Source organism: Pseudomonas sp. NY15437 (assembly GCF_048068435.1).
In the GTDB taxonomy this organism is placed as follows: domain Bacteria; phylum Pseudomonadota; class Gammaproteobacteria; order Pseudomonadales; family Pseudomonadaceae; genus Pseudomonas; species Pseudomonas nitroreducens_B.
Map to the genome: position 1 here is coordinate 346,770 of NZ_JBLUQC010000001.1, position 20,840 is coordinate 367,609.

The following is a 20,840-nucleotide window of genomic DNA, read 5'->3' on the forward strand; positions in this document are numbered from 1 at the left end:
GACGTCCGTTCAGGTGGTGGGGAAATTCGGTCCGCGCCAGCGGCGGATGGCCTTCTGGAAGAACAGGTTGTTCGGCACCTGCAGCAGGGCGCCCGGCGTGCCGTCTTCGTTGACCTCTTCCAGGGTGGTGTAGAGCAGGTTGATGGCGATCACCCGCCCCTTCACGCCCGGCTTGTCGGCGGATTCGATGACCTCCACGCGATCCCCCAGGCGGAACGGCCCCATGGTGAAGATCATCAGCGCGCAGAACAGGTTCGAGAGCACGCTCCAGATGGCGAAGAAGGCCACCGCCGCCACGGCGGCGAAGCCGGTGAGCGCGGCCCAGAGCACATCGGCGGAGACACCCAGGCGCTCCAGCACCAGCATCACTGCCGAGCCCATGATCAGCCAGCGCAGGCCGCCGCGCAGCGGCAGCAACAGCTCCGGCGGCATCGGGTAACGCTCGCCGAGACGGCTGATGGCGCGCGTCACCACACGCTGCACCAACCACGCCAGCAGCAGGATGAGGATGATCTGCCCGCCGCGCAGCAGCGGTTCGCTCCACGCCACCAGCAGGTTCACGTCATCCATCACTCGCTGGCCTCAAGTTGGCGCTGCAGCTCCTCGAGGGTTTCCAGCGCCATCAGCCAGGACTCCTCCAGCTCGCTCTCGCGACCCTTGAGGGTCGCCTGGCGGGCCAGCAGGTCGCGCAGCTCGTCCTTGCGCGAGGCCTCGTAGAGCGCGCTGTCGCCCAGGCGCTGCTCCAGTTCGGCGAGCTGCTCGTGGACCTTGCCCAGTTCCTTTTCCAGCTTGTCCGCCTCGCGCTTGTGCGGGGCGAGTTGCTGGCGCAACGCGGCAGCAGCCTGGCGCTGGGCGCGCTTGTCGGTCTTGTCGCCTGCCGGCGTGGCGGGCGACGACGGCGCCTGCCGCGCGCGGAAATCCACCAGCCAGCGGGCGTAATCGTCGAGGTCGCCATCGAACTCCTGGATACGCCCATCGGCCACCAGGAAGAATTCGTCGGTGGTGCTCTTGAGCAGGTGGCGATCGTGGGACACCACGACCACGGCGCCGGAGAACTCCTGCAGCGCCAGGGTCAGCGCCAGGCGCATTTCCAGGTCGAGGTGGTTGGTCGGTTCGTCGAGCAGCAACAGGTTGGGCTTCTGCCAGGCGATCAGCGCCAGCGCCAGGCGCGCCTTCTCGCCACCGGAGAAATTCAGCACCGGCTCGTCGCAGCGATCGCCGCGGAAATCGAAGCCGCCGAGGAAGTCGCGCAGGGTCTGCTCGCGCTCCGCCGGGGCGATGCGCGCCAGGTGCAGCAGCGGGCTGGCCTTGGGGTCCAGCGAGTCGAGCTGGTGCTGGGCGAAGTAGCCGATGGCGAGGTTCTCGCCACGGGCGAGCTCGCCGGACAGCAGCGACAGGTCACCGGACAGGGTCTTGATCAGGGTCGACTTGCCGGCACCGTTGGGGCCGAGCAGGCCGATACGCGCGCCGGGCACGAGTTGCAGCTTGACCTTCTCCAGCACGGTCTTTTCACCGTAGCCGAGGCAGGCCTCGGAGAGACTCAGCAGCGGGCTGGAAATCTTGTCGGACTCGCGGAAGGCGAAGTCGAACGGCGAATCGACGTGGGCCGGCACCAGTTCTTCCAGGCGTTCCAGCGCCTTGATCCGACTCTGCGCCTGGCGGGCCTTGGTGGCCTGGGCGCGGAAGCGAGCGATGTACTTTTCCATGTGCGCGCGCTGCGCCTGCTGCTTCTCGTACGCCTGTTGCTGCTGGGCGAGGCGTTCGGCGCGGGTGCGCTCGAAGGCCGAGTAGCCGCCGCGGTACAGGGTCAGCTTGCGCTGTTCGAGGTGGGCGATGTTGTCCACCACGGCATCGAGGAAGTCGCGGTCGTGGGAGATCAGCAGCAGCGTGCCCGGGTAGCCCTTGAGCCACTCTTCCAGCCAGAGGATGGCGTCGAGGTCGAGGTGGTTGGTGGGTTCGTCGAGCAACAGCAGTTCGGAGGGGCACATCAGCGCCTGCGCCAGGTTCAGGCGCATCCGCCAGCCACCGGAGAAGTCGCCGACGCGGCGATCCATCTGCTCGGGCGTGAAGCCCAGGCCGGCCAGCAGCTTGCGCGCGCGGGCATCGGCGGTGTATCCGTCGGCGCTGTCCAGTTCGCTGTGCAGGCGCGCCAGGGCGGTGCCGTCGTGGGCTTGTTCAGCCGCGGCGAGGTCCGCCTGGATGGTGCGCAGGTGCACGTCGCCGTCGAGCACGTAGTCGACGGCGAGGCGGTCGAGGGTATCGACCTCCTGGCGCATGTGTGCGATGCGCCAGTCCGCCGGCAGGTAGCAGTCGCCGGCATCCTGGCCGAGCTGGCCGCGCAGCAGGGCGAACAGGCTCGACTTGCCGGCGCCGTTGGCGCCGATCAGGCCGACTTTCTGTCCGGCGTGCAGGGTGAGTTCGGCACCTTCCAGCAAGCGCTGGGGGCCACGCTGTAGCGTAAGATTTTGTAGTCGAATCATGGCGGCGGAGTTTATCAGCTTCGCCTGGCAATCGCTGTGGGTGCTCTATGTCTGATGATGTCTGGTCGTATGCGCTGCAACTCTACGCCCGCCCTGGGGTTGAGGCGGCTTGCCTGTCGCTTCAGGAAGGCGGCGCGGATGTCTGCCTGCTGCTCGCTTCGGCGTGGCTGGGCAGCACCGGCGTGGCCTTTTCCCCACCGCGCCTGGACGCGCTGGACAGCACGGCGCGGGTATGGCGGGAAACGGTGATCGTGCCACTGCGCTCGCTGCGTCAGCGCTGGCGCGAAGCGGCGAACGAGAAGGCTGAGCTGGGGCCGCTGCGCGAGCAGATCAAGCAGCTCGAGCTGGAGGCGGAGAAGGTGCTGCTGGGAAGACTGGAAGCCGTGGCGCGGGATTGGCCACGGGGTGAAGCAGAGGACCTGGCGCGCTGGCTGGACGCCGCGGCAGGTGAAGCGGGCGGCTTGCGCCGCGATGCGCGGGAAACCCTGCGCACCGCGGCGAGCCACTCCTGAGCCTTAGGAAGCGCTGGAGGAGGTGCTGCTGGCCGGGGCGACCGGTGCCGGAGTAGCGCTGGCCACCGGAGTAGCGGCCGGCGTGCTCGGCTGGGCAGCCGGTGCGCTGGGAGTCGCCGGAGCAGCGGGCTTGGCAGCAGCTGCAGGCTTGGCAGCAGCGGGCTTGGCCGCAGCCGGTTTGGCTGCAGGCTTGGCCGCCGGCTTCGCGGCAGGCTTGGCAGCTGCTTTCACTGCCGGTTTGGCAGCGGGTTTAGCGGCCGGTTTCGCTGCGGCAGCGGGCTTGGCGGTAGCAGCGGGCTTGGCGGCAGCCGGCTTGGCAGCAGCTTTCGCGGCAGGCTTGGCAGCCGGTTTGGCAGCGGGCTTGGCAGGCGCTTTGGCGGCGGCGGGCTTCGCAGCGGGTTTGGCTGCAGGCTTCGCGGCGGCTTTCGCGGCGGGCTTGGCTGCCGGTTTGGCGGCAGGTTTAGCGGCCGGCTTGGCTGCTGCGGGTTTGGCGGCAGCAGTCTTGGCCGCCGGTTTCGCCGCTGGCTTGGCAGCAGCAGGCTTGGCGGCAGCAGTGCGCGCGGCGGGTTTGGCAGCAGCCTTCGCGGCAGGCTTGGCAGCCGGTTTGGCAGCGGGTTTAGCGGCCGGCTTCGCAGCAGCTTTCGCGGCAACGGGTTTGGCAGCGGCCACTTTGGCAGCCGGCTTCGCAGCAGGCTTGGCGGCGGCTTTCACGGCAGGCTTGGCCGCCGGTTTGGCAGCGGGCTTCGCGGCCGGTTTGGCAGCAGCCTTGGCCACCGGCTTGGCAGCGGCAGCAGCCGGTTTGCGGGTAGCGAGGGATTTGCCAGCGGCTTCCTTCACCTTGGTCACGCCCTGGGCGAGCTTCAGGCTCTCCTGCACATCGCGCTTGAGGTTGGCGATGTAGGCACGGGTCTCGGTCTGACGGGCCTTCAGAACATCCAGCGCACCATCCAGATCAGCGATGCTGGATTTGGCCTTGGCCTGGGCCTTCGCCTTGCCGGCCTTGGTCGCGTCCTGCAGCTTGGTGCGAGCCTTGTGCAGCTTCTCCTGTGCCTTGCCGCGTTGTTTCTCGAGCTTGGCGAGCAGCTTTTCGGAATCGACGAGCGCCTGCTTGCAGGCACCTTCGAGGTGTTCGATCAGACTGTTGGACAACTGGTGCAGCAGATGCAGAGGGGTAGTGACAGGTTTCTTGTTGGCCGACATGACGTGCCTCCTGGCGGACGTGGTTGCGCCCATACTAGCCCCGCTGATGGCCTCTCGCCAATGTCCCGATTGTGCTGCAGGCCGCAGCAGGCATTGGCTTCAGGGATTTTCAACAGTGCGCGACGGCGCGTTTTTTCACTCCCTCAGTGACGCTGCCGCACGCACTTGGTTCCCTCGACGCAATCGGCCCGAAAGCGCAAAGGCCCGTGGCGCGCGCGTTTGACGATGAAAAAAATATTTTCATGACAGGCTGGAAAGCCCCGTCGCAGAGCCTTCCGCACAGATGGCGAGGCAACTGATGAAGGCAATGACGCGCCAGTTCCCCACGCGCCAGCAGGATGCGAAAACCGCGATCACGACACAGTGGAAATGCTCGCGCCACTGCGCCTTCGCCCTCACCGGAACGGCCGGATTTCAGCGGCGATTCATCGCGCGAAAAAGACCGCGATAGCGTCAGTACAAGCTGCCGAACGGCGTGGGTTTTTCAACGTTTTGCGTTACGAGTACGAGGCTCGAAACATCGCGGACGGAGTCCGCTTCGACGCGGAATTGAAGCTTAGGTAGAAGCGGACTGCGTCCGCGATAGGCATGAATGGCTCGGACTCCACACAAACGAAAACGGCGCGATCGCTCGAAGCGCTCGCGCCGTTAGCGGACAACTCGACGATCAGGCCGTCACGGCTTTCTGCTCGTGGGAGTTGTGCAGCACTTCGATCAGGCAATCTTCCAGCTCGAAGCGTTCGTGCAGTTGCTGACGCAGGCTCTTCAATTCGCTGGTCAGGCAAGTGCCTTCGCGGCAGTCGCCGTTGTCGCAGCGGTCGTTGAAGTTCAGCGCATTCGCGGTGATGGTTTCCAGCCGCGGGTAGATCTGCTTGGCCAGTTCCAGGCCGCGCGTATCGCCGAAGGCTTGCGCCTCGTTCATCAGCTGTTCGTAAACTTCGAAGTGTCCCGCCGACACGTAGTCGAGCAGGAGCTGGCAGAAGTTCTGCAGGTTTTCGGCGTTGGTCTTCGGCGCCTGGACACCGTCCAGGGAATCGAATGCCCGGACCAATTCATGTCGATCCCGCAACCAGCGGTCGATCAGCTGGTGTACGCCTCCCCAACGTTCCTGGGCATTACGGCAGCTCTCGAGCATGTTGTCCTCACTTCCCTTTTCGCCGTCCCGGCAAAGTCCGCCCCGGGACAATATTCTGTCGAACCTCGACATCCGCGATGTGTGAAGCTTGTTCGGCGGCGGCTTTCCGACGGAGTGGAAAACCAGAGTATGCCCGCCCGTTATCGCCTTCAAGACACCGGCAACGGAAAATTCATACGAGCGTTTAATCGACAGACCGCGACGCCTCTGGCCTGCGCCGCTGGGCGCAGGCCATGGCGATTTGAGATGCGACGCTCAGCCGCGGCGGCGGAAGAACTGCACGATGGCGAACAGGGCAAAGCCGATGAAGGCCAGCAGGCTCCACTCCGGAATGCTCAGGCCGAGCAGGGTCCAGGAGACCTCGGCGCAGTCGGCGGAACCGTGGAACATGGTCCAGAGGATGTCGGCATAGGGCATGCTTTCCATCATGTATTCCAGCGGCGGAAGGCAGGACGGCAGCTGGTCCGGCGGCAGGGTCTGCAGCCAGACCTGGCGGCCGGCGGTACCGGCGCCCCCCAGGGCGCAGAGCAGGATCAGCAGCGAGTACACGCGCGGCGCACGTCCGTGCAGCGCGGCAATCAGCGAGAACAGGCCGCAGCCGGCGAAGAAGATGCGCTGCAGGATGCACAGCGGGCAGGGCTCCAGGCCGACCATGTACTGCAGGTAGAAGCCAGTGCCGAGCATGGCGACGCAGGCGAGGAAGGCAAGGAAGAACAGGGAACGAGGGCTGGCCAGGTTCATGGCGGCTCCACTGAAAAGCGCTGTTGCACGAAAGGCCGCTACGGTAGAGGAAACACGGCGAACAGTTCAAGGCGAGTGTCTAGACTGGCCATGGCACTCATCCGGGAATTCCTGCCATGCGTCGTCATTTCCTACTTTGCTCGCTGCTTTCCCTGACGGCAGCGCCGGCAATGGCCGACACCGATCTCAGTCATATCCGCCTTCCCGAAGGCTTCCACATCAGCCTTCTCACCGATCAGGTCCCCGGCGCCCGCGCCATGGCCTGGGGCGACAAGGGCACGCTGTTCGTGGGCAGCCGCTCTTCCGACAAGGTCTACGCGGTAACGCCCGACGGCACGGTCCGACCCGTCGCCAGCGGTCTGCAGATGCCGGTGGGCGTGACTTTCCACAAGGGCGATCTGTACGTTTCCTCAATCAGCCGCATCGTCGTGCTGCGCAACATCGAAGCGCACCTCGACGCGCCGCCCAAGGCCGAGGAACTGCCGGCAGCGTTTCCGAAGGAGACCGCCCACGGCTGGAAATTCATCGCCTTCGGCCCCGACGACAAGCTCTACGTGCCGGTGGGCGCGCCGTGCAACATCTGCCGCCCCGACCGCGAGCACTACGCCAACCTCCAGCGCATGAATGCCGATGGCAGCGAGCGGGAAGTGGTCGCCTACGGCATCCGCAACACCGTCGGTTTCACCTGGCATCCGCAGACCGGACAGCTGTGGTTCACCGACAACGGCCGCGACATGCTGGGCGACGACAAGCCCAACGACGAGCTGAACAAGCTCAGCAAGGTGGGCGAAGACTTCGGCTATCCCGATTGCCACCAGGGCGACATCGCCGACCCCGAGGAGGGCAAGACGCCCTGCTCCGCCTTCACCCCGCCGGTGGCCAAGCTCGGCCCGCACGTGGCTGCGCTGGGGCTGCGCTTCTACACCGGCGAGCAGTTCCCCGCCGAGTACCGCAACAACCTGTTCATCGCCGAGCACGGCTCGTGGAATCGCACGCAGAAGATCGGCTACCGGGTGAAGCGGGTCGAACTCAACGACGACGGTACGCTCAAGCGCCAGAGCGTCTTCGCCGAAGGCTGGCTGGACCAGGACGGCGGCGTTAATGGGCGGCCAGCGGACGTGCTGGTGGCGCCCGATGGCTCGTTGCTGGTCAGCGATGACCAGAACGGCGCGATCTACCGCATTCGCTACGGCAAGCCCTGACAACGAAAACGGCGCCCGAAGGCGCCGTTTTCACATCCCGCTACGCGATCAGGCGCGCACGGCCACCGGCAGCGATGCCGGCGGCGCCAGCAGGCCCAGGCCTTCCTGGAACAGCTGGTTGCTGCGCTCCACCTCCCCCAGCTGCGCCAGCAGGCGCGCCAGTTCGGCGCAGGTTTCCGCGCTGCGCTGACGGGCCAGGCTGGCTTCCAGGTACTCGCGCGCTTTGCCCCACAGCTTGTTCTGCAGGCACAGGCGACCGAGGGTCAGCAGCAGTTCGGGATCGTCGCCCTGCTGCTTCAGCCAGCCTTCGGCGGTCTTCAATTGCTGCGCGGCGTCGCGGCCACGGGCGCGGCCATACAGGTGCACCAGGCGGCTGTCGTAGCCTTCCTTGAGGGCCTTGCGCAGCACCTCCTCCGCCTCTTCCGGCGCGCCCAGGCGCAACAGCTGCTCGGCGTAGGCGGCCACCAGCGGCGGCTGAGCGCGAAGGTTGGACGGCACGTTCTGCCAGCGCTGGGTCAGCGGCTGCAGGCTGCTTTCGCCCTGGCCGATGCCCTGCTCGCCGGCGTCACCGAGCGCCGCCATCCAGGTGCGGCGCTCCAGGTCCGCCAGCTCGGCGTTCTGCAGCACGCGCTCCTTGCGCAGCTCGGGCAGCAGCACGCACAGCGCCTGCCATTCGTGAAGGCTGACGTAGAGCTGCTGGAGCAGGCGCAGCACCGTCGGGTGACGCGGATGGTCCTGGTGCAGCTTGTCCAGCACCACGCGGGCGCGGGTAAAGTCGCCACGGTTGATCAGCAACTGCGCGCGGGTCAGGCCCACGGCCAGTTCGGCGCCAGGTTCGCGTGCCTGGGCGCGGTCCAGCAGTTCATCGCACTCTTCGGTCTTGCCCAGCTCGTTGGCCGCGCGGGCGGCGCCCAGGTAATGCGGCAGCGGCCGATCGCTCAGCTCGGCAGCACGGCGCAGGTGACGCAATGCCTGCGCCCAGTGACCTTCGGCGAGGTCGCGCTGGCCATGTTCCTCGGCCAGTTGCGAGCGGCGGCGACGGTTGAAGCGCGACCAGGGATTCACCACGCGCCCGGAGACGCCCAGCAGGCGTAGCACCAGGCGCACCACGAGGTAGATCACCCAGAGCAGCACCAACAGGGCGAGGAAGGTCCACAGGCTGGATTCGTAGCGGAAGCTCTTGTAGGCGATCAGCACGTAGCCGGACTGTTCGGCGATGGCCAGCCCGACCAGGGTGGCCGCCAGGACCACGGCGAGGATCAGGACGTAGACGCGGCTCATGGTTGGGTCCCCGCGTCCGGCGCCACCGCCTCCTGCTGCTGCACCGCGTTCTCGCGGCGCGACAGGTAGGCCTGCAGCGAACTCAGGGCCGGGCTGAGGTCCGGGGTCTGTGCGCTGACGGGTTGCCCGCTGAGCTCATCCAGGCGCGCGACCAGTGCGCGGCTGTCGGCGAGGTCGGCATTGAAGAAGTCGGCGACGATCTGCTTGGCCTGCTTGAGCGCCTGCACGTAGACGTCCTGCTTGCCGTTGAGCGCCGCCCATTGCGCCTGCTCAAGGGCAAGGCTCAGGGCGAGGCGGACGCGGTCCAGCTGCTGGCCGGAGAGCAGCGGGCGGATGTCCTGCCCGGCATTGAAATCGATGCGCACGTACTGCGAGAGGCGATCCCACCATTCGCTCCAGCGGTCGTTGCCGTCGCTCCAGGCGGTGTTCGGCCCGGTGCCGGTTTCGGAAGGCTTGAAGGCAGGGTTCAGCGGTTGCAGCTGCGCGGCCTGGTCGCGTAGCGCGCCCAGTTGCAGGAACAGCCCGGTGCGGTCCGGACGCGGCAGCGCGCGCAGCGCTTCGAGGCTCTTGGCCAACTGTGCGCGCGCGGCGAAGGCACCCGGGTCGTTGTTCACCCGCAGGATGTCGTCGGCGCCCTGCACCAGCTCGGTGGCGCTGTCGATATCCTGCAGCGCGGAGAGCCGCAGCGCGGCCAGACGCAGCAGATGCTCGGACTCGGCAAGGCGCCACTGCTGGCGGCCCTGGCCCAGCACCTGCTTGAGCTGCTTGGCCAACTGCTGCTGGTCGCCCTGCAGCTCCACCACCAGACGGCGGCGGGCTTCGAGTTCCTCGGCGTTGGGCAGGGTGTCCAGTCGCTTGTTCAACTCCGCGTTGGCGCTCTGCACGCCTTGCGCCTGGGCGCGGGCGTCTTCGAGCTGTGCAGCACGCTGCTGCTCGGCGCTCTTGAGCTGCTGGACCTGCCAGAGCCCCCAGCCACCGGCGGCGAGGCCGGCAGCGCCAACCAGCAGGGCCAGCAGGGCGATGCCCGTGCCGCCCTTGCGCGGGGCCGGCGCGGCGGCCGGGCTGGACGATGTTGATGAAGTCTCTTGGGGAGTGACGGCTTCGCTCACAGATCCATCCTTCGCTCGAAAATTGTTCTAGTCGGCGCTTCTCAACGCTTCCATTAATGCCGCCGGGCTTGCGCCCCGGCAATCGATGACGTGCAGCGCGCCCATCTCCCGCGCCTGCTCAGCCACCCGCGGGCTGGGCACGAACAGCGGCATGGCGCTGACGTGCGGCCAATCCTCCGCCGCCAGTTGCCGCAGATGCTCGAGCCCCTGCCCACTACTGACCGCGATGGCGTTCAAACGCTCCCCCTGGATTCGCCGCAGCAGCTCCCCCGGGGGATAAGCCGGCATCTCGCGCCGGTAGAGTTCCAGATAGTCCACCGCCACGCCTTGGCCGCGCAGGCGCTCGGCGAGGAATTCTCGGCCACTCTCGCCGCGCATGATCAGTACCTTGGGATCATGCACCTGCAGGGCCTGTTCGAATGCCGGCAGGGCCAGCAGGGCTTCGCTGTCGTCGCCGTCCTGCGGGCACACCACATCCAGGCCGTAGCTGTCGAGGATAGCCGCCGTGGCGGCACCGACGGTGAACCAGCGCTGGGTCAGCGGCGGTTGCGGCCAGTAGCGGTCAAGCCGCTCCAGCCCCAGGCGCGCCGCGGGCTTGCTGACCACGATAACCGCGCAGTAGCGGTCCAGGTCAAGAATCAGGCTGCGTTCGGCCGGCGTCTCTTCGCAGGGCGTGATCGCCAGCAAGGGTAGGCAATCGCCATGGATGCCGTGCTCGGCGAGGGTGGCGGCGAGCGCCGCGCAGTCCTCTTCGGGCCGGGTCAGCAGCAGCCGCCAGCGGCTCACGGGTGGCCGGCCTCGCCATAGACCGCGGCGAGAATTTCCTGGGCGCCCTGCTCCAGCAGGTCTTCGGCGACCTTCACGCCCAGGCCTTCGGCGTCGGCGAAGGGCGCGCGGGCTTCGGCGCGCAGCAGCTGGGTGCCGTCGGGCTGGCCGACCAGGCCGCGCAGCCACAGCTGATCGCCTTCGAGGAGGGCGTAGCAGGCGATGGGCACCTGGCAACCACCATTGAGGCGTTTGTTCAGCGCGCGCTCGGCGGTGACGCGCAGGGCGGTCTCGCGGTGATGCAGCGGTTGCAACAGTGCATGGATTTCCGTGTCGGCAGTACGGCACTCGATACCCACCGCGCCCTGGCCGCCAGCCGGCAGGCTGGCTTCGACGCTGATGGAGGAGCGGATGCGGTCTTCGAAGCCGAGGCGAATCAGCCCGGCGGCGGCAAGGATGATGGCGTCGTACTCGCCGGCATCGAGCTTGGCCAGGCGGGTATTGACGTTGCCGCGCAGGAAGCGGATCTGCAGGTCCGGGCGGCTGGCCAGCAACTGGGCCTGGCGGCGCAGGCTGGACGTGCCCACCACGCTGCCGGCGGGCAGGTCGTCGAGGCTCGCGTAGGCATTGGAGACGAAGGCGTCCCGCGGGTCCTCACGCTCGCAGATGCAGTACAGGCCCAGGCCTTCGGGGAAATCCATCGGCACGTCCTTCATGGAGTGCACGGCGATGTCCGCTTCGTTGTCCAGCAGGGCGGTTTCCAGTTCCTTGACGAACAGGCCCTTGCCGCCGATTTTCGCCAGCGGCGCATCCAGCAGCTTGTCGCCGCGGCTGGTCATCGGCAGGAGGGTCACGACCAGGCCGGGATGGGCCTGTTCCAGGCGGGCCTTGACGTATTCGGCCTGCCAGAGTGCCAGGGCGCTCTGGCGCGTGGCGATACGGATTTCGCGAGACATGGGCATTTCCAGGCAAAGAAAGCGTGCAAGAAAGTGCCCGCATGATAACAGCTCACGCAAACGAAAAGCCCGAGGGCCGTCCCCCGGGCTTCAGCTGCTGCGGCACTGTGTCGCTACAGGTTATGCATGAGTCGCCGTACGCCGGCGACATGACGACGGCTGACGGTCAGCGCATCGCCGTTGAGTCCTTTCAGGTACAGCTGGAAGTGCCCCAGCGGCGTTCGCTGCAGGCGCTCGATGCGTTCGCGGGAGACCAGCGCGTTGCGGTGGATGCGCACGAAGCGCTCGCCGAACTCGTCTTCCAGTGCCTTCAGCGGCTCGTCCAGCAGCACTTCGCCGCCGGCGTGGCGCAGCGTCACGTACTTGTGGTCGGCGATGAAGAAGATCACGTCCTCCAGCGGAATCAGCTCGATACCTTTGCGGGTCCGCGCGCTGATGTGGCTGCGCGGGCCGGGGCCGCCCGCGGCCGGGGGCTTGGTCAGCGCGGCCAGCTGCACGCGGTTGGGCCGCGAGGCTTTCTTCAGCGCATCGGCCAGGTCTTCGCTGCGCACCGGCTTGACCAGATAGCCGACCGCGCTGACCTGGAACGCCTCCAGGGCGAATTCATCATGGGCGGTGCAGAAGATCACCGCCGGCGGGGCTTCGCGCTCGCACAGCTTGGCGGCCACCTGAAGCCCGTCCAGGCCGGGCATGCGGATATCCAGCAGGACGATATCCGGCTTCAGGCTGTCGATCAGCGTCAGCGCTTCTTCGCCGTTGCTGGCAGAAGGCTCGAGGACGCGATAGCCGTCCAGTTGCCCCACCAGCCGGGCCAGGCGCTCTCGCGCCAGGGGTTCGTCATCGACGATCAGGACATTCATAAGCTCAGGCTTCCTGCATGAGACGCGCACATGGATAGCGTAGACAGGTGAAGTGCCGTCCGTCACGGCGCTCGACGCTGAGACTAGCTTTTGGCCCGAAAAGTGCCGCAAGTCGCGCTGCAATATTTTGCAGGGCCTGCTTGGTCCCCTTCGTGGGCAGGGTCTCGGTCGATTCGTCGTACGGGTTGCTCACGCAGAGCTGGAACACACCGTCACGGTAGTCCGCCTCAACTTTCACCAGACCGCCTTCGATGCGCGGCTGGATGCCATAAATCAATGAGTTCTCCAGCAACGGCTGAAGGGTCAGCTGGGGAATCGGCACGCCATCGGGCACGCCGCTCACCTGCCAATCCATCTGCAAACGGTCGCCAAGACGGAACTGTTCAATGGAAAGATAGCGTCTGGCCAGCTCAAGTTCCTCTCCCCAGGAAATTAATGTTCCAGGTTTGGCCAGGCTGGCGCGAAAAAGATCCGAAAGATTCAGCACCGCCAGCTCGGCCTTGCCCGGATCGATCTCGATCAGGCTGGCGATGCTGTTGAGGCTGTTGAACAGGAAATGCGGGCGGATGCGCGCCTGCAGCGACTCGATCCGCGCCCGCAATTCAGCCTGTTGCTGCCGTCGCCATTGGCTCTGGAGATAAAAGTAGCGTAGCAACAGCGTGGACATGATGAGCGCAATCAACGCATGCCGCAGGTACAGGTTGACCTCGCCGGTGCGCGACATCGGCCCGCCTAGGGAGAAATAATCCGCCACCCAGGTGCAGGCCAGGGTCAGCAGGATGACCAGCGCGCAGCTGACCACCCCGGAAACCCAGGCGCGCCAGCGCGCCATGAACGGGCGCAACTGACACAGCAGGCCGGCCGAGAGCAGCACGATCCACTGCACGAACAGCGAGGACAGCGCCAGGCGCACCCAGTTGAAGCTGGGCGTCATCGGCTCGGCGAGCACCAGCACGAGCACCAGCAGCTCGGCGAGCAGCACCAGGCTGAACAGCGCTTCGGGCTGGCAGAGTTCGGGGATGAAGAAGTCTTCGTTGGGCGCCGGCTGGTCGCCGGTCTTCGTCAGTCTGGGCATCGACGCAGTTTCCGCAAGCGCCTGCACGGCGGCAAGCGCCGCGTGATGGCAAAACGCTGGAATTGTCGGCCAGCGCAAGGATCGGCTCGGTCTGCCGCGGCAATCGCCCCGCCGCCCACCCGCCGCGACCCGCCAAAGCGCCGCCGGTTTTGTGCTTCAGCCTGCTATTATCGTCGCACTTTGCCCTTCATGCAGGCCGCGCGCCGCGCCTGCCCGTTTCCGGAAGAGAGATCCATGAGCGTAGAGAAGACCAACCAGTCCTGGGGCGGCCGTTTCAGCGAGCCCGTCGATGCCTTTGTCGCCCGCTTCACCGCCTCCGTCGACTTCGACAAGCGACTCTACCGCCACGACATCATGGGCTCCATCGCCCACGCCACCATGCTGGCCAAGGTCGGCGTGCTCAGCGACGCCGAGCGCGACACCATCATCGCCGGCCTTGCGCAGATCCAGAGCGAGATCGAGGCGGGCACCTTCGACTGGCGCGTCGACCTGGAAGACGTGCACATGAACATCGAGGCACGCCTGACCGACCGCATCGGCGTCACCGGCAAGAAACTGCACACCGGCCGTTCGCGCAACGACCAGGTGGCCACCGACATCCGCCTGTGGCTGCGCGACGAGATCGACCTGATCCTCGCCGAGATCACCCGCCTGCAGCAGGGCCTGCTGGGCCTGGCGGAAGCCGAAGCGGACACCATCATGCCCGGCTTCACCCACCTGCAGACCGCGCAGCCGGTGACCTTCGGCCACCACCTGCTGGCCTGGTTCGAAATGCTCAGCCGCGACTACGAGCGCCTGGTCGACTGCCGCAAGCGCGCCAACCGCATGCCCCTGGGCAGCGCCGCGCTGGCCGGCACCACCTACCCGATCGACCGGACCATCACCTGCGAACTGCTGGGATTCGAAGCGATCTCCGGCAACTCGCTGGACGGCGTCTCCGACCGTGACTTCGCCATCGAATTCTGCGCCGCCGCCTCCGTGGCGATGATGCACCTGTCGCGCTTCTCCGAAGAGCTGGTGCTGTGGACCAGCGCGCAGTTCCAGTTCATCGACCTGCCCGACCGCTTCTGCACCGGCTCCTCGATCATGCCGCAGAAGAAGAACCCGGACGTCCCCGAACTGGTGCGCGGCAAGTCCGGCCGCGTATTCGGCCACCTCGCCGGCCTGCTGACCCTGATGAAGGGCCAGCCCCTGGCGTACAACAAGGACAACCAGGAAGACAAGGAACCGCTGTTCGACGCCGCCGATACCCTGCGCGACAGCCTGCGCGCCTTCGCCGACATGGTGCCGGCGATCAAGCCCAAGCGCGAGATCATGCGCGAGGCGGCCCGCCGCGGCTTCTCCACCGCCACGGACCTGGCCGACTACCTGGTGCGCCGTGGCCTGCCGTTCCGCGACTGCCACGAAATCGTCGGCCACGCCGTGAAGTACGGCGTGGACAGCGGCAAGGATCTGGCCGAGATGAGCCTCGACGAACTGCGCCAGTTCAGCGACCAGATCGATGACGACGTGTTCGCCGTGCTGACCCTGGAAGGCTCGGTGAACGCCCGTGACCACATCGGCGGCACCGCGCCGAACCAGGTCCGCGCCGCCGTGGTGCGCGGCAAGGAACTGCTGGCCGCGCGCTAAGCGCATCGCGCCATGCACTACTGGAACCAGGACAACTTCGAGGGACTGGAACGGCTCGCTGACGCATTGGCGAGCCAACCCGGCCTGCAGGCGCTGGCGGAATATGCTCGCGCCCGCAGTCGAGGGCTGCGCCGGGAAGCCTTCACCGCCCTGGATCACTTCCTGCGCGACGCTCCGGCGCCCGATACCCTGTCGGCACGCGAACAGGCGCTGCAGATCGTCGAGCTGCAGAGCCGGACCCGCGAAGCCCACCAGTTCCTCGCCCAGCCGCTGCTGGCACGCTTCCTGTTCCCGACGCTGCAGGCCTGGATCGACGACGAACCGACGGCGCATGCCCCCTTGCGCTGGCTGGGCCTGTTGCAGAGCGATGGCGATCTCCTGCGACGGGCGTTGGCGGTCAGCCCGGGGGATGTCGCCGTTCGCCACCGACTGATCGATTTCGCCCTGGGCGCCGTGGAGTATGCGACGCACCATCTGGATGAAGGCTTCTTAATCGGCGAGCCGGCCGAGGCGCGCGACGCGCTGGAACGGGTGGCGAGACTGATCGCCGAAGCGCCGGACGCCCATCCGTTCGAGCGCCCGGCCGACGAAGCTGCGCAACTCCAAGCCCTGCTGGATGACTGGCAGGCCTACTCGGCGCGTCCCGAAGGCAGCTTCGCGGACTGGTGCGCCGACAGGCAGCGCCCCTACGCCTGGGCGAAGAAGTACTACTACACCCCCTGAAGACTCAACTGCGCCCGAGGTAGCCCAACTGCGCCGGCGTCAGCTGCAGCATGCGCGCCGCCTTGTGGTCCTTGAGCCCGGGCAGCTCCTCTTCCGGCAGCCGCGCCGCGCTGGCGGCCAGGTTGACGATCAGCGCCTCGCGGCTGAACACGCCACGGTCGATGGCGTAGGCGGCGGCGATCAGGTTGCGCAGCTCCAGCGGCAGGCGCCAGCGGGTGCGCAGGGCGGAACCGAAGCTCGCGCCGTGCTCTATCAGGGCTTTTTCCGCCTCGGCTTCGCTCAGCTCGCCGCCGGCGCTGTGCCAGTCCTGTAGGCTGCGCAGCAGCGCGAGGTCACCCAGGCAATGCAGCAGGCCGGCGGTAAAGCAGCGGTCGGCATCGGCGCCCAGCGACTCGGCCAGGGCAAAGGCTGCATCGGCGGTATGCCGGGACAGCTCCCAGAAGCGCTCGGCACGCGCCGTGAGCAGCGGATCGTCGAGGGTCGCGGCGCGCTGCAGCGCCACCGCCAGCATCAGGTTCAGCGCCTGCGCCACGCCCAGGCGCGACAAGGCCTGCATCAGCGTCTGGCAGGGCATGCCGACGTGCCGCGCGGCGCTGTTGGCGGCGGAGATCAGGCACGCGGTGATCTGCGGATCATGGCCGAACTGCTGCTCGAGCATTTCCAGGTTGATATCACAGGCTTCCATGCAGCGATTCACCGCCGCGCCCACCTCGCCCATCAGCGGCGCGCCCTCGGTGGCGTCGCGCTCGGTCTGCAGGAAGCGTTGCAGCGACAGGCTGTCCTCCAGCGGCGGCAGCTCGCAGACGACGCTTTCCCCCGGCGCCAGCAGCAGCGCGCGCAGGCGTTCGCGCAGGCTTTCCGCGTTGAAGGGTTTGACCAGGTAAGCCGTGGGCGCCAGCGGCAAGGCGGCGCGCACGCTGGCGGTGTCGGCCTTGGCGCTGATCAGGATGAAGGGTTGGGCGAGCGGCCCGCGGCGGCCCAGACGCACCTGGCGCAGCAGCTCCAGGCCATCGCTGCCCGGCAGTTCGCGTTCGGCCAGGATCAGGGCGAAGGGGCGTCGTCGGCAGGCGTCGATAGCGGCGTCGCCGTCTTCGCAGAATTCGACGGTGGCGTCGCAGCGTACGCTCAGCACCAACTGGCCAAGCAGCTCGCGACTCCAGGGGTCGCCCGCAGCCACCAGCACGCCAGGAGATTCGCTCATGGCTCACACCTCGCTCGGGACAACTGCCGTCGCGGGCGGAAACAGCCGATCCAGAGCCGTCCCTGTCGAGTGCCCGGTCCTTCGGATGCCTCCGGCCAACGGCCTTCGGATACAGCGCAGCGTAGTCCAAAGCCTGCAGGCTTTCCCTAGGCGCCATCAAATCCTTCGGGCATTGCTCACAAAAACCATAAAAAAGGCCCGCTTGCGCGGGCCTTTCTCTTGAACCGTTAGAGCGGTGAGGCTCAGGCCAGTTCGTCGAAGCACTCGGCCAGGATGGCCAGGCCTTTTTCCAGCTGTGCGTCCGGAATGGTGACCGGCATCAGGAAGCGGATCACGTTGTAGTAGGTACCGCAGGAGAGCAGGATCAGACCTTTCTCACGGGCACGAACCACGATCTTGCTGACCAGTTCAGCGGCCGGCTTGTGGTGATCGCCGCCTTCGAACAGCTCGATGGCGATCATCGAACCCAGGCCACGAACGTCACCGATCACCTTGTGCTTGGCCTGGATGTCGCGCAGGCCAGCCTTCAGGCGCTCGCCAACGGCTTGCGAACGCTCCAGCAGCTTCTCTTCGTCGAACACCTTCAGCACGGCCAGGGCCGCGGCGCAGGCGATCGGGCTACCGGCGTAGGTGCCGCCCAGGCCGCCCGGAGCGATGGCGTCCATGATCTCGGCCTTGCCAGCCACGCCGGAGATCGGGAAGCCGCCGCCAACGGACTTGGCGAAGGTGGTCAGGTCCGGAACGATGCCCAGTTGCTCGGTAGCGAAGAAGGTGCCGGTACGGCCAGCGCCGGTCTGCACTTCGTCGGCGATCAGCAGGATGCCGTGCTCGTCGCACAGGGCGCGCAGGCGCTGCATGAAGGACTTGGAGTTGACGTAGAAGCCACCCTCGCCCTGCACCGGCTCGATGATGATCGCGGCGATGTCGCGCGGCTGAGCGTCGTTCTTGAAGATGCGCTCGATGCTGGCGATGGAATCGTCTTCGCTCACGCCGTGCAGCTCGCACGGAGCCAGGGCGCGGAAGATGCCGCCCGGCATCAGGCCCATGCCGGCGGAGTACGGAACGACCTTGCCGGTCAGGCCCAGGGTCATCATGGTACGGCCGTGGTAGGCGCCGGTGAAGGCGATCACGCCAGCGCGGCCAGTGGCGGCACGGGCGATCTTGACGGCGTTTTCAACGGCTTCGGAGCCGGAGGTGACCAGCAGGGTCTTCTTCGGGAAGTTGCCCGGAACGCGCTTGGCGATCTCTTCGGCCAGCTCGATGTAGGGCTCGTACGCCAGCACCTGGAAGCAGGTGTGGGACAGCTTGGTCAGTTGCTCCTGAACGGCGGCGATCACCTTCGGGTGCAGGTGGCCGGTGTTCAGTACGGCAATGCCGCCGGCGAAGTCGATGTACTCACGACCTTCGACGTCCCACACGGTGGAGTTCTCGGCGCGCTCGGCGACCACCGGGTGGATCTGGCCTACACCGCGCGGTACGGCGGCCTGACGACGTTGCAGCAGGGATTCGTTGGTTTTGCTCATAGCTTCCTCAGTGGCCGCTCATCGGGCGACCGGATCAAAGGATGAAAGCGGGGAGAAGCCACACACGACAGCATACGATGATCGACTGTCGCGGCACTTGCGGCCCGCCGGACGGGTTGTCCGGTGCTACCACCGGAAAACGCCGGCGCGAAGGTGGCTGTCAGCTCTTGCCTGCCACCTTGGCGCCCACGGAAAAAATCGGATCAGATACCGCCGAGGCAGAGGTATTTGACTTCGAGGTAGTCCTCGATGCCGTACTTCGAACCTTCACGGCCCAGGCCCGAGGCCTTGATGCCGCCGAACGGCGCGACTTCGTTGGAGATCAGGCCGGTGTTGATGCCCACCATGCCGTATTCCAGCTGCTCGGCGACGCGGAATACGCGGGCCAGGTCGCGGGCGTAGAAGTAGGAGGCCAGGCCGAACTCGGTGTCGTTGGACATGGCGATGACTTCGGCCTCGTCCTTGAAGCGGAACACCGGCGCCAGCGGGCCGAAGGTTTCGTCCTTGGACACCAGGGCGGACTTCGGCACGTCGACCAGGATGGTCGGCTCGAAGAAGGTGCCACCCAGGGCGTGCGGCTTGCCGCCGGTGAGGACCTTGGCGCCCTTGGAAACGGCGTCGGCGATGTGCTCTTCGACCTTGGCCACGGCCTTGGAATCGATCAGCGGGCCGGTGGTGACGCCCTGCTCCAGGCCGTTGCCGATGTTCAGCTTGGCCACGGCGACCTTGAGCTTCTCGACGAAGGCGTCGTACACGCCGTCCTGCACGTACAGGCGGTTGGCGCAGACGCAGGTCTGGCCGTTGTTGCGGTACTTGGAGATCAGCGCGCCTTCGACGGCGGCGTCCAGGTCGGCATCGTCGAACACGATGAACGGAGCGTTGCCGCCCAGTTCCAGGGACACTTTCTTGATGTCCTTGGCGCATTCGGCCATCAGCTGGCGACCGATCTCGGTGGAGCCGGTGAAGGTCAGCTTGCGCACGATCGGGTTGCTGGTCAGCTCACCGCCGACTTCGCCGGCGCTGCCGGTGACGACGCTGAACACGCCCTTGGGAATACCGGCGCGCTCGGCCAGCTCGGCCAGGGCCAGGGCGGAGTACGGGGTCTGCGAAGCGGGCTTGAGCACCATGGTGCAGCCAGCGGCCAGGGCCGGGCCTGCTTTACGGGTGATCATCGCGGACGGGAAGTTCCACGGGGTGATGGCCGCGGTGACGCCGATCGGCTGCTTGATCACGATGATGCGCTTGTCGGGCTGGTGGCCCGGAATGGTGTCGCCGTAGATGCGCTTGGCTTCTTCGCCGAACCACTCGAGGAAGGACGCGGCGTAGGCGATCTCGCCCTTGGCTTCGGCCAGCGGCTTGCCCTGCTCGATGGTCATCAGGCGCGCCAGGTCGTCCTGGTTGGCGATCATCAGGTCGAACCACTTGCGCAGCTTGTTGGCGCGCTCCTTGGCGGTCAGCGCACGCCAGGCCGGCAGAGCCTTGTCGGCGGCTTCGATGGCGCGACGGGTCTCGTCGGCACCCATCTTCGGCACGGTGCCGATGATCTCGTTGGTGGCCGGGTTGTTCACGTTGATGGTCTTGCCGCTGTCGGCATCGACCCAGGAACCGTCAATGTAAGCCTGTTGGCGGAACAGCTTGGCATCATTGAGTTGCATGACCTGTCTCCTCTCGAGGAAAGCCTGTGGACGGCGGGTCTACCTCGAGTCCCCGCCTGCCTTGTTGTCTGGATGGGAGAGACCGCGGTCTCTGCCGTTCATTCGACCCGGCCGGTCAGTATCGGCGTGCGGGACGAATGGCGCCTCGGCTGGGAGGCGACGCCAGGCGAACGGCTCTTAGTTCGCTCGGCATGCGGACACGAAAAAACGCAGACCGGGGTCATTGCCCGGTCTGGTTGAACTCGTTCACGCACAGGTTCCCGGGCTCGGCCCAGGAGTACGACTGCCCTACAACCTTCCGGTACGCTGATCGACGGAAGCCGCACGGAGACCTGTCACAAGGGACATGCGGTGGGTGCAACGGAAGACTGTCATCCCGCAGGCTGATGGCCGGCTGGTGTGATGCCAATTCTCCGGTCTCCTGTTGTTGTGATGGGGAGGCGTTTGAAATCTCAAACGAATCCTAGGGCCCTCGACTGCAAAGGGCAATAGCTCGTTCGACAAAACCAACGAAGGTATCAGGTTGCAGCGGGTTTTCGGAGGACTTCTACCGACGGGCGGCTGTTTTCGTTCGATATCATGAACGAGCGTACCTGCATTGGACGCCCGCGCGCGAGATGCGTATGATTGCCGCCTGCCGCGCCAGCCGCGGCATTACGCACCAGTAGCTCAGCTGGATAGAGTACTGCCCTCCGAAGGCAGGGGTCGTGGGTTCGAATCCCGCCTGGTGCGCCATCTGCTGCGTTTCGAGCTGCCGTGTGGCAGTCTGCGAAACCGCCTGAAAAGCCCGCCT

18 protein-coding genes and 1 tRNA gene are annotated in these 20,840 nt (G+C 66.4%); 5 read left to right on the plus strand and 14 right to left on the minus strand.

The features are described from left to right. Window positions 1–9 precede the first annotated feature (9 nt). Together ACNFIA_RS01615 and ACNFIA_RS01620 are read right to left on the minus strand one after the other, a co-directional pair. Complete coding sequence (locus ACNFIA_RS01615) at window positions 10–570, minus strand: mechanosensitive ion channel family protein (RefSeq protein ID WP_259758629.1); 561 nt, start codon at window positions 568–570, stop codon at window positions 10–12. Beyond that, window positions 570–2,480 (minus strand): ATP-binding cassette domain-containing protein, encoded by a 1,911-nt coding sequence (locus ACNFIA_RS01620; RefSeq protein ID WP_416782644.1) that lies wholly within the window; start codon window positions 2,478–2,480, stop codon window positions 570–572. Before ACNFIA_RS01620 ends, ACNFIA_RS01615 begins: the two co-directional genes overlap by 1 nt. A gap of 47 nt (window positions 2,481–2,527) precedes the next feature. Here ACNFIA_RS01620 and ACNFIA_RS01625 point away from each other — a divergent pair, with 47 nt between their 5' ends. Beyond that, window positions 2,528–2,992, plus strand: coding sequence for a TIGR02444 family protein (locus ACNFIA_RS01625; protein ID WP_416782645.1), 465 nt, complete (start codon window positions 2,528–2,530; stop codon window positions 2,990–2,992). Between the two features lie 3 nt (window positions 2,993–2,995). Here ACNFIA_RS01625 and ACNFIA_RS01630 read toward each other — a convergent pair whose 3' ends face one another. From ACNFIA_RS01630 to ACNFIA_RS01640, 3 genes are all read right to left on the minus strand, one after another. After that, window positions 2,996–4,192: an AlgP family protein gene (locus ACNFIA_RS01630; protein ID WP_416782646.1), complete on the minus strand. Its 1,197-nt coding sequence runs from the start codon at window positions 4,190–4,192 to the stop codon at window positions 2,996–2,998. Window positions 4,193–4,859: 667 nt separating this feature from the next. After that, entirely contained in the window at window positions 4,860–5,327 is a 468-nt protein-coding gene (gene rsd / locus ACNFIA_RS01635; protein ID WP_259758624.1) for a sigma D regulator, read from the minus strand. A gap of 255 nt (window positions 5,328–5,582) precedes the next feature. Continuing rightward, entirely contained in the window at window positions 5,583–6,068 is a 486-nt protein-coding gene (locus ACNFIA_RS01640) for a disulfide bond formation protein B (RefSeq protein ID WP_416782647.1), read from the minus strand. A gap of 116 nt (window positions 6,069–6,184) precedes the next feature. On the opposite strand from ACNFIA_RS01640, the gene ACNFIA_RS01645 reads away from it, so the two are divergent. Then, window positions 6,185–7,270 carry a PQQ-dependent sugar dehydrogenase gene (locus ACNFIA_RS01645; RefSeq protein WP_416782648.1) on the plus strand — a complete coding sequence of 362 codons (1,086 nt, stop codon included), beginning with the start codon at window positions 6,185–6,187 and terminating at the stop codon, window positions 7,268–7,270. Window positions 7,271–7,318: 48 nt separating this feature from the next. Here ACNFIA_RS01645 and ACNFIA_RS01650 read toward each other — a convergent pair whose 3' ends face one another. The 6 genes from ACNFIA_RS01650 to ACNFIA_RS01675 form a co-directional block, all read right to left on the minus strand. Continuing rightward, window positions 7,319–8,551, minus strand: a complete 1,233-nt coding sequence (locus ACNFIA_RS01650; RefSeq protein ID WP_416782649.1) for a heme biosynthesis HemY N-terminal domain-containing protein — start codon at window positions 8,549–8,551, stop codon at window positions 7,319–7,321. Beyond that, the gene (locus ACNFIA_RS01655; protein ID WP_416782650.1) at window positions 8,548–9,660 is read right to left on the minus strand and encodes a uroporphyrinogen-III C-methyltransferase; all 1,113 of its coding nucleotides are present in this window, start codon (window positions 9,658–9,660) and stop codon (window positions 8,548–8,550) included. The genes ACNFIA_RS01650 and ACNFIA_RS01655 overlap by 4 nt, the downstream gene beginning before the upstream one ends. A 27-nt stretch (window positions 9,661–9,687) precedes the next feature. Beyond that, the gene (locus tag ACNFIA_RS01660) at window positions 9,688–10,446 is read right to left on the minus strand and encodes a uroporphyrinogen-III synthase (protein ID WP_259758620.1); all 759 of its coding nucleotides are present in this window, start codon (window positions 10,444–10,446) and stop codon (window positions 9,688–9,690) included. After that, window positions 10,443–11,381: a hydroxymethylbilane synthase gene (gene hemC / locus ACNFIA_RS01665; RefSeq protein ID WP_416782651.1), complete on the minus strand. Its 939-nt coding sequence runs from the start codon at window positions 11,379–11,381 to the stop codon at window positions 10,443–10,445. The genes ACNFIA_RS01660 and hemC overlap by 4 nt, the downstream gene beginning before the upstream one ends. Before the next feature lie 113 nt (window positions 11,382–11,494). Next, window positions 11,495–12,241, minus strand: coding sequence for an alginate biosynthesis regulator AlgR (gene algR / locus ACNFIA_RS01670; protein ID WP_259758616.1), 747 nt, complete (start codon window positions 12,239–12,241; stop codon window positions 11,495–11,497). A gap of 4 nt (window positions 12,242–12,245) precedes the next feature. After that, window positions 12,246–13,316, minus strand: a complete 1,071-nt coding sequence (locus ACNFIA_RS01675) for a sensor histidine kinase (protein ID WP_259758615.1) — start codon at window positions 13,314–13,316, stop codon at window positions 12,246–12,248. Window positions 13,317–13,550: 234 nt separating this feature from the next. Here ACNFIA_RS01675 and argH point away from each other — a divergent pair, with 234 nt between their 5' ends. Continuing rightward, window positions 13,551–14,945, plus strand: a complete 1,395-nt coding sequence (gene argH, locus ACNFIA_RS01680; protein WP_259758613.1) for an argininosuccinate lyase — start codon at window positions 13,551–13,553, stop codon at window positions 14,943–14,945. Between the two features lie 12 nt (window positions 14,946–14,957). Next, window positions 14,958–15,668 carry a hypothetical protein gene (locus tag ACNFIA_RS01685; protein WP_416782652.1) on the plus strand — a complete coding sequence of 237 codons (711 nt, stop codon included), beginning with the start codon at window positions 14,958–14,960 and terminating at the stop codon, window positions 15,666–15,668. Between the two features lie 4 nt (window positions 15,669–15,672). Here ACNFIA_RS01685 and ACNFIA_RS01690 read toward each other — a convergent pair whose 3' ends face one another. From ACNFIA_RS01690 to gabD, 3 genes are all read right to left on the minus strand, one after another. After that, a complete protein-coding gene (locus tag ACNFIA_RS01690) occupies window positions 15,673–16,869 on the minus strand; it encodes a response regulator (protein ID WP_259758610.1) in 1,197 nt (398 codons plus the stop codon). A 242-nt stretch (window positions 16,870–17,111) separates the two neighbouring features. Beyond that, entirely contained in the window at window positions 17,112–18,392 is a 1,281-nt protein-coding gene (gene gabT, locus ACNFIA_RS01695; RefSeq protein ID WP_259758609.1) for a 4-aminobutyrate--2-oxoglutarate transaminase, read from the minus strand. A 203-nt stretch (window positions 18,393–18,595) separates the two neighbouring features. Next, window positions 18,596–20,047 (minus strand): NADP-dependent succinate-semialdehyde dehydrogenase, encoded by a 1,452-nt coding sequence (gene gabD / locus ACNFIA_RS01700; RefSeq protein WP_416782653.1) that lies wholly within the window; start codon window positions 20,045–20,047, stop codon window positions 18,596–18,598. A 658-nt stretch (window positions 20,048–20,705) separates the two neighbouring features. Between gabD and ACNFIA_RS01705 the strand changes: the two genes are divergently transcribed. Then, window positions 20,706–20,782, plus strand: a tRNA-Arg gene (locus tag ACNFIA_RS01705). The last annotated feature ends 58 nt before the right edge of the window (window positions 20,783–20,840 follow it).

Excerpts from the sequence above, each read along its gene's own strand:
- ACNFIA_RS01615 (WP_259758629.1), bottom strand. The coding sequence starts at position 570 with ATGGATGACGTGAACCTGCTGGTGGCGTGGAGCGAACCGCTGCTGCGC.
- ACNFIA_RS01620 (WP_416782644.1), bottom strand. The coding sequence starts at position 2,480 with ATGATTCGACTACAAAATCTTACGCTACAGCGTGGCCCCCAGCGCTTG.
- ACNFIA_RS01625 (WP_416782645.1), top strand. The coding sequence starts at position 2,528 with ATGTCTGATGATGTCTGGTCGTATGCGCTGCAACTCTACGCCCGCCCT.
- ACNFIA_RS01630 (WP_416782646.1), bottom strand. The coding sequence starts at position 4,192 with ATGTCGGCCAACAAGAAACCTGTCACTACCCCTCTGCATCTGCTGCAC.
- rsd (WP_259758624.1), bottom strand. The coding sequence starts at position 5,327 with ATGCTCGAGAGCTGCCGTAATGCCCAGGAACGTTGGGGAGGCGTACAC.
- ACNFIA_RS01640 (WP_416782647.1), bottom strand. The coding sequence starts at position 6,068 with ATGAACCTGGCCAGCCCTCGTTCCCTGTTCTTCCTTGCCTTCCTCGCC.
- ACNFIA_RS01645 (WP_416782648.1), top strand. The coding sequence starts at position 6,185 with ATGCGTCGTCATTTCCTACTTTGCTCGCTGCTTTCCCTGACGGCAGCG.
- ACNFIA_RS01650 (WP_416782649.1), bottom strand. The coding sequence starts at position 8,551 with ATGAGCCGCGTCTACGTCCTGATCCTCGCCGTGGTCCTGGCGGCCACC.
- hemC (WP_416782651.1), bottom strand. The coding sequence starts at position 11,381 with ATGTCTCGCGAAATCCGTATCGCCACGCGCCAGAGCGCCCTGGCACTC.
- algR (WP_259758616.1), bottom strand. The coding sequence starts at position 12,241 with ATGAATGTCCTGATCGTCGATGACGAACCCCTGGCGCGAGAGCGCCTG.
- ACNFIA_RS01675 (WP_259758615.1), bottom strand. The coding sequence starts at position 13,316 with ATGCCCAGACTGACGAAGACCGGCGACCAGCCGGCGCCCAACGAAGAC.
- argH (WP_259758613.1), top strand. The coding sequence starts at position 13,551 with ATGAGCGTAGAGAAGACCAACCAGTCCTGGGGCGGCCGTTTCAGCGAG.
- ACNFIA_RS01685 (WP_416782652.1), top strand. The coding sequence starts at position 14,958 with ATGCACTACTGGAACCAGGACAACTTCGAGGGACTGGAACGGCTCGCT.
- ACNFIA_RS01690 (WP_259758610.1), bottom strand. The coding sequence starts at position 16,869 with ATGAGCGAATCTCCTGGCGTGCTGGTGGCTGCGGGCGACCCCTGGAGT.
- gabT (WP_259758609.1), bottom strand. The coding sequence starts at position 18,392 with ATGAGCAAAACCAACGAATCCCTGCTGCAACGTCGTCAGGCCGCCGTA.
- gabD (WP_416782653.1), bottom strand. The coding sequence starts at position 20,047 with ATGCAACTCAATGATGCCAAGCTGTTCCGCCAACAGGCTTACATTGAC.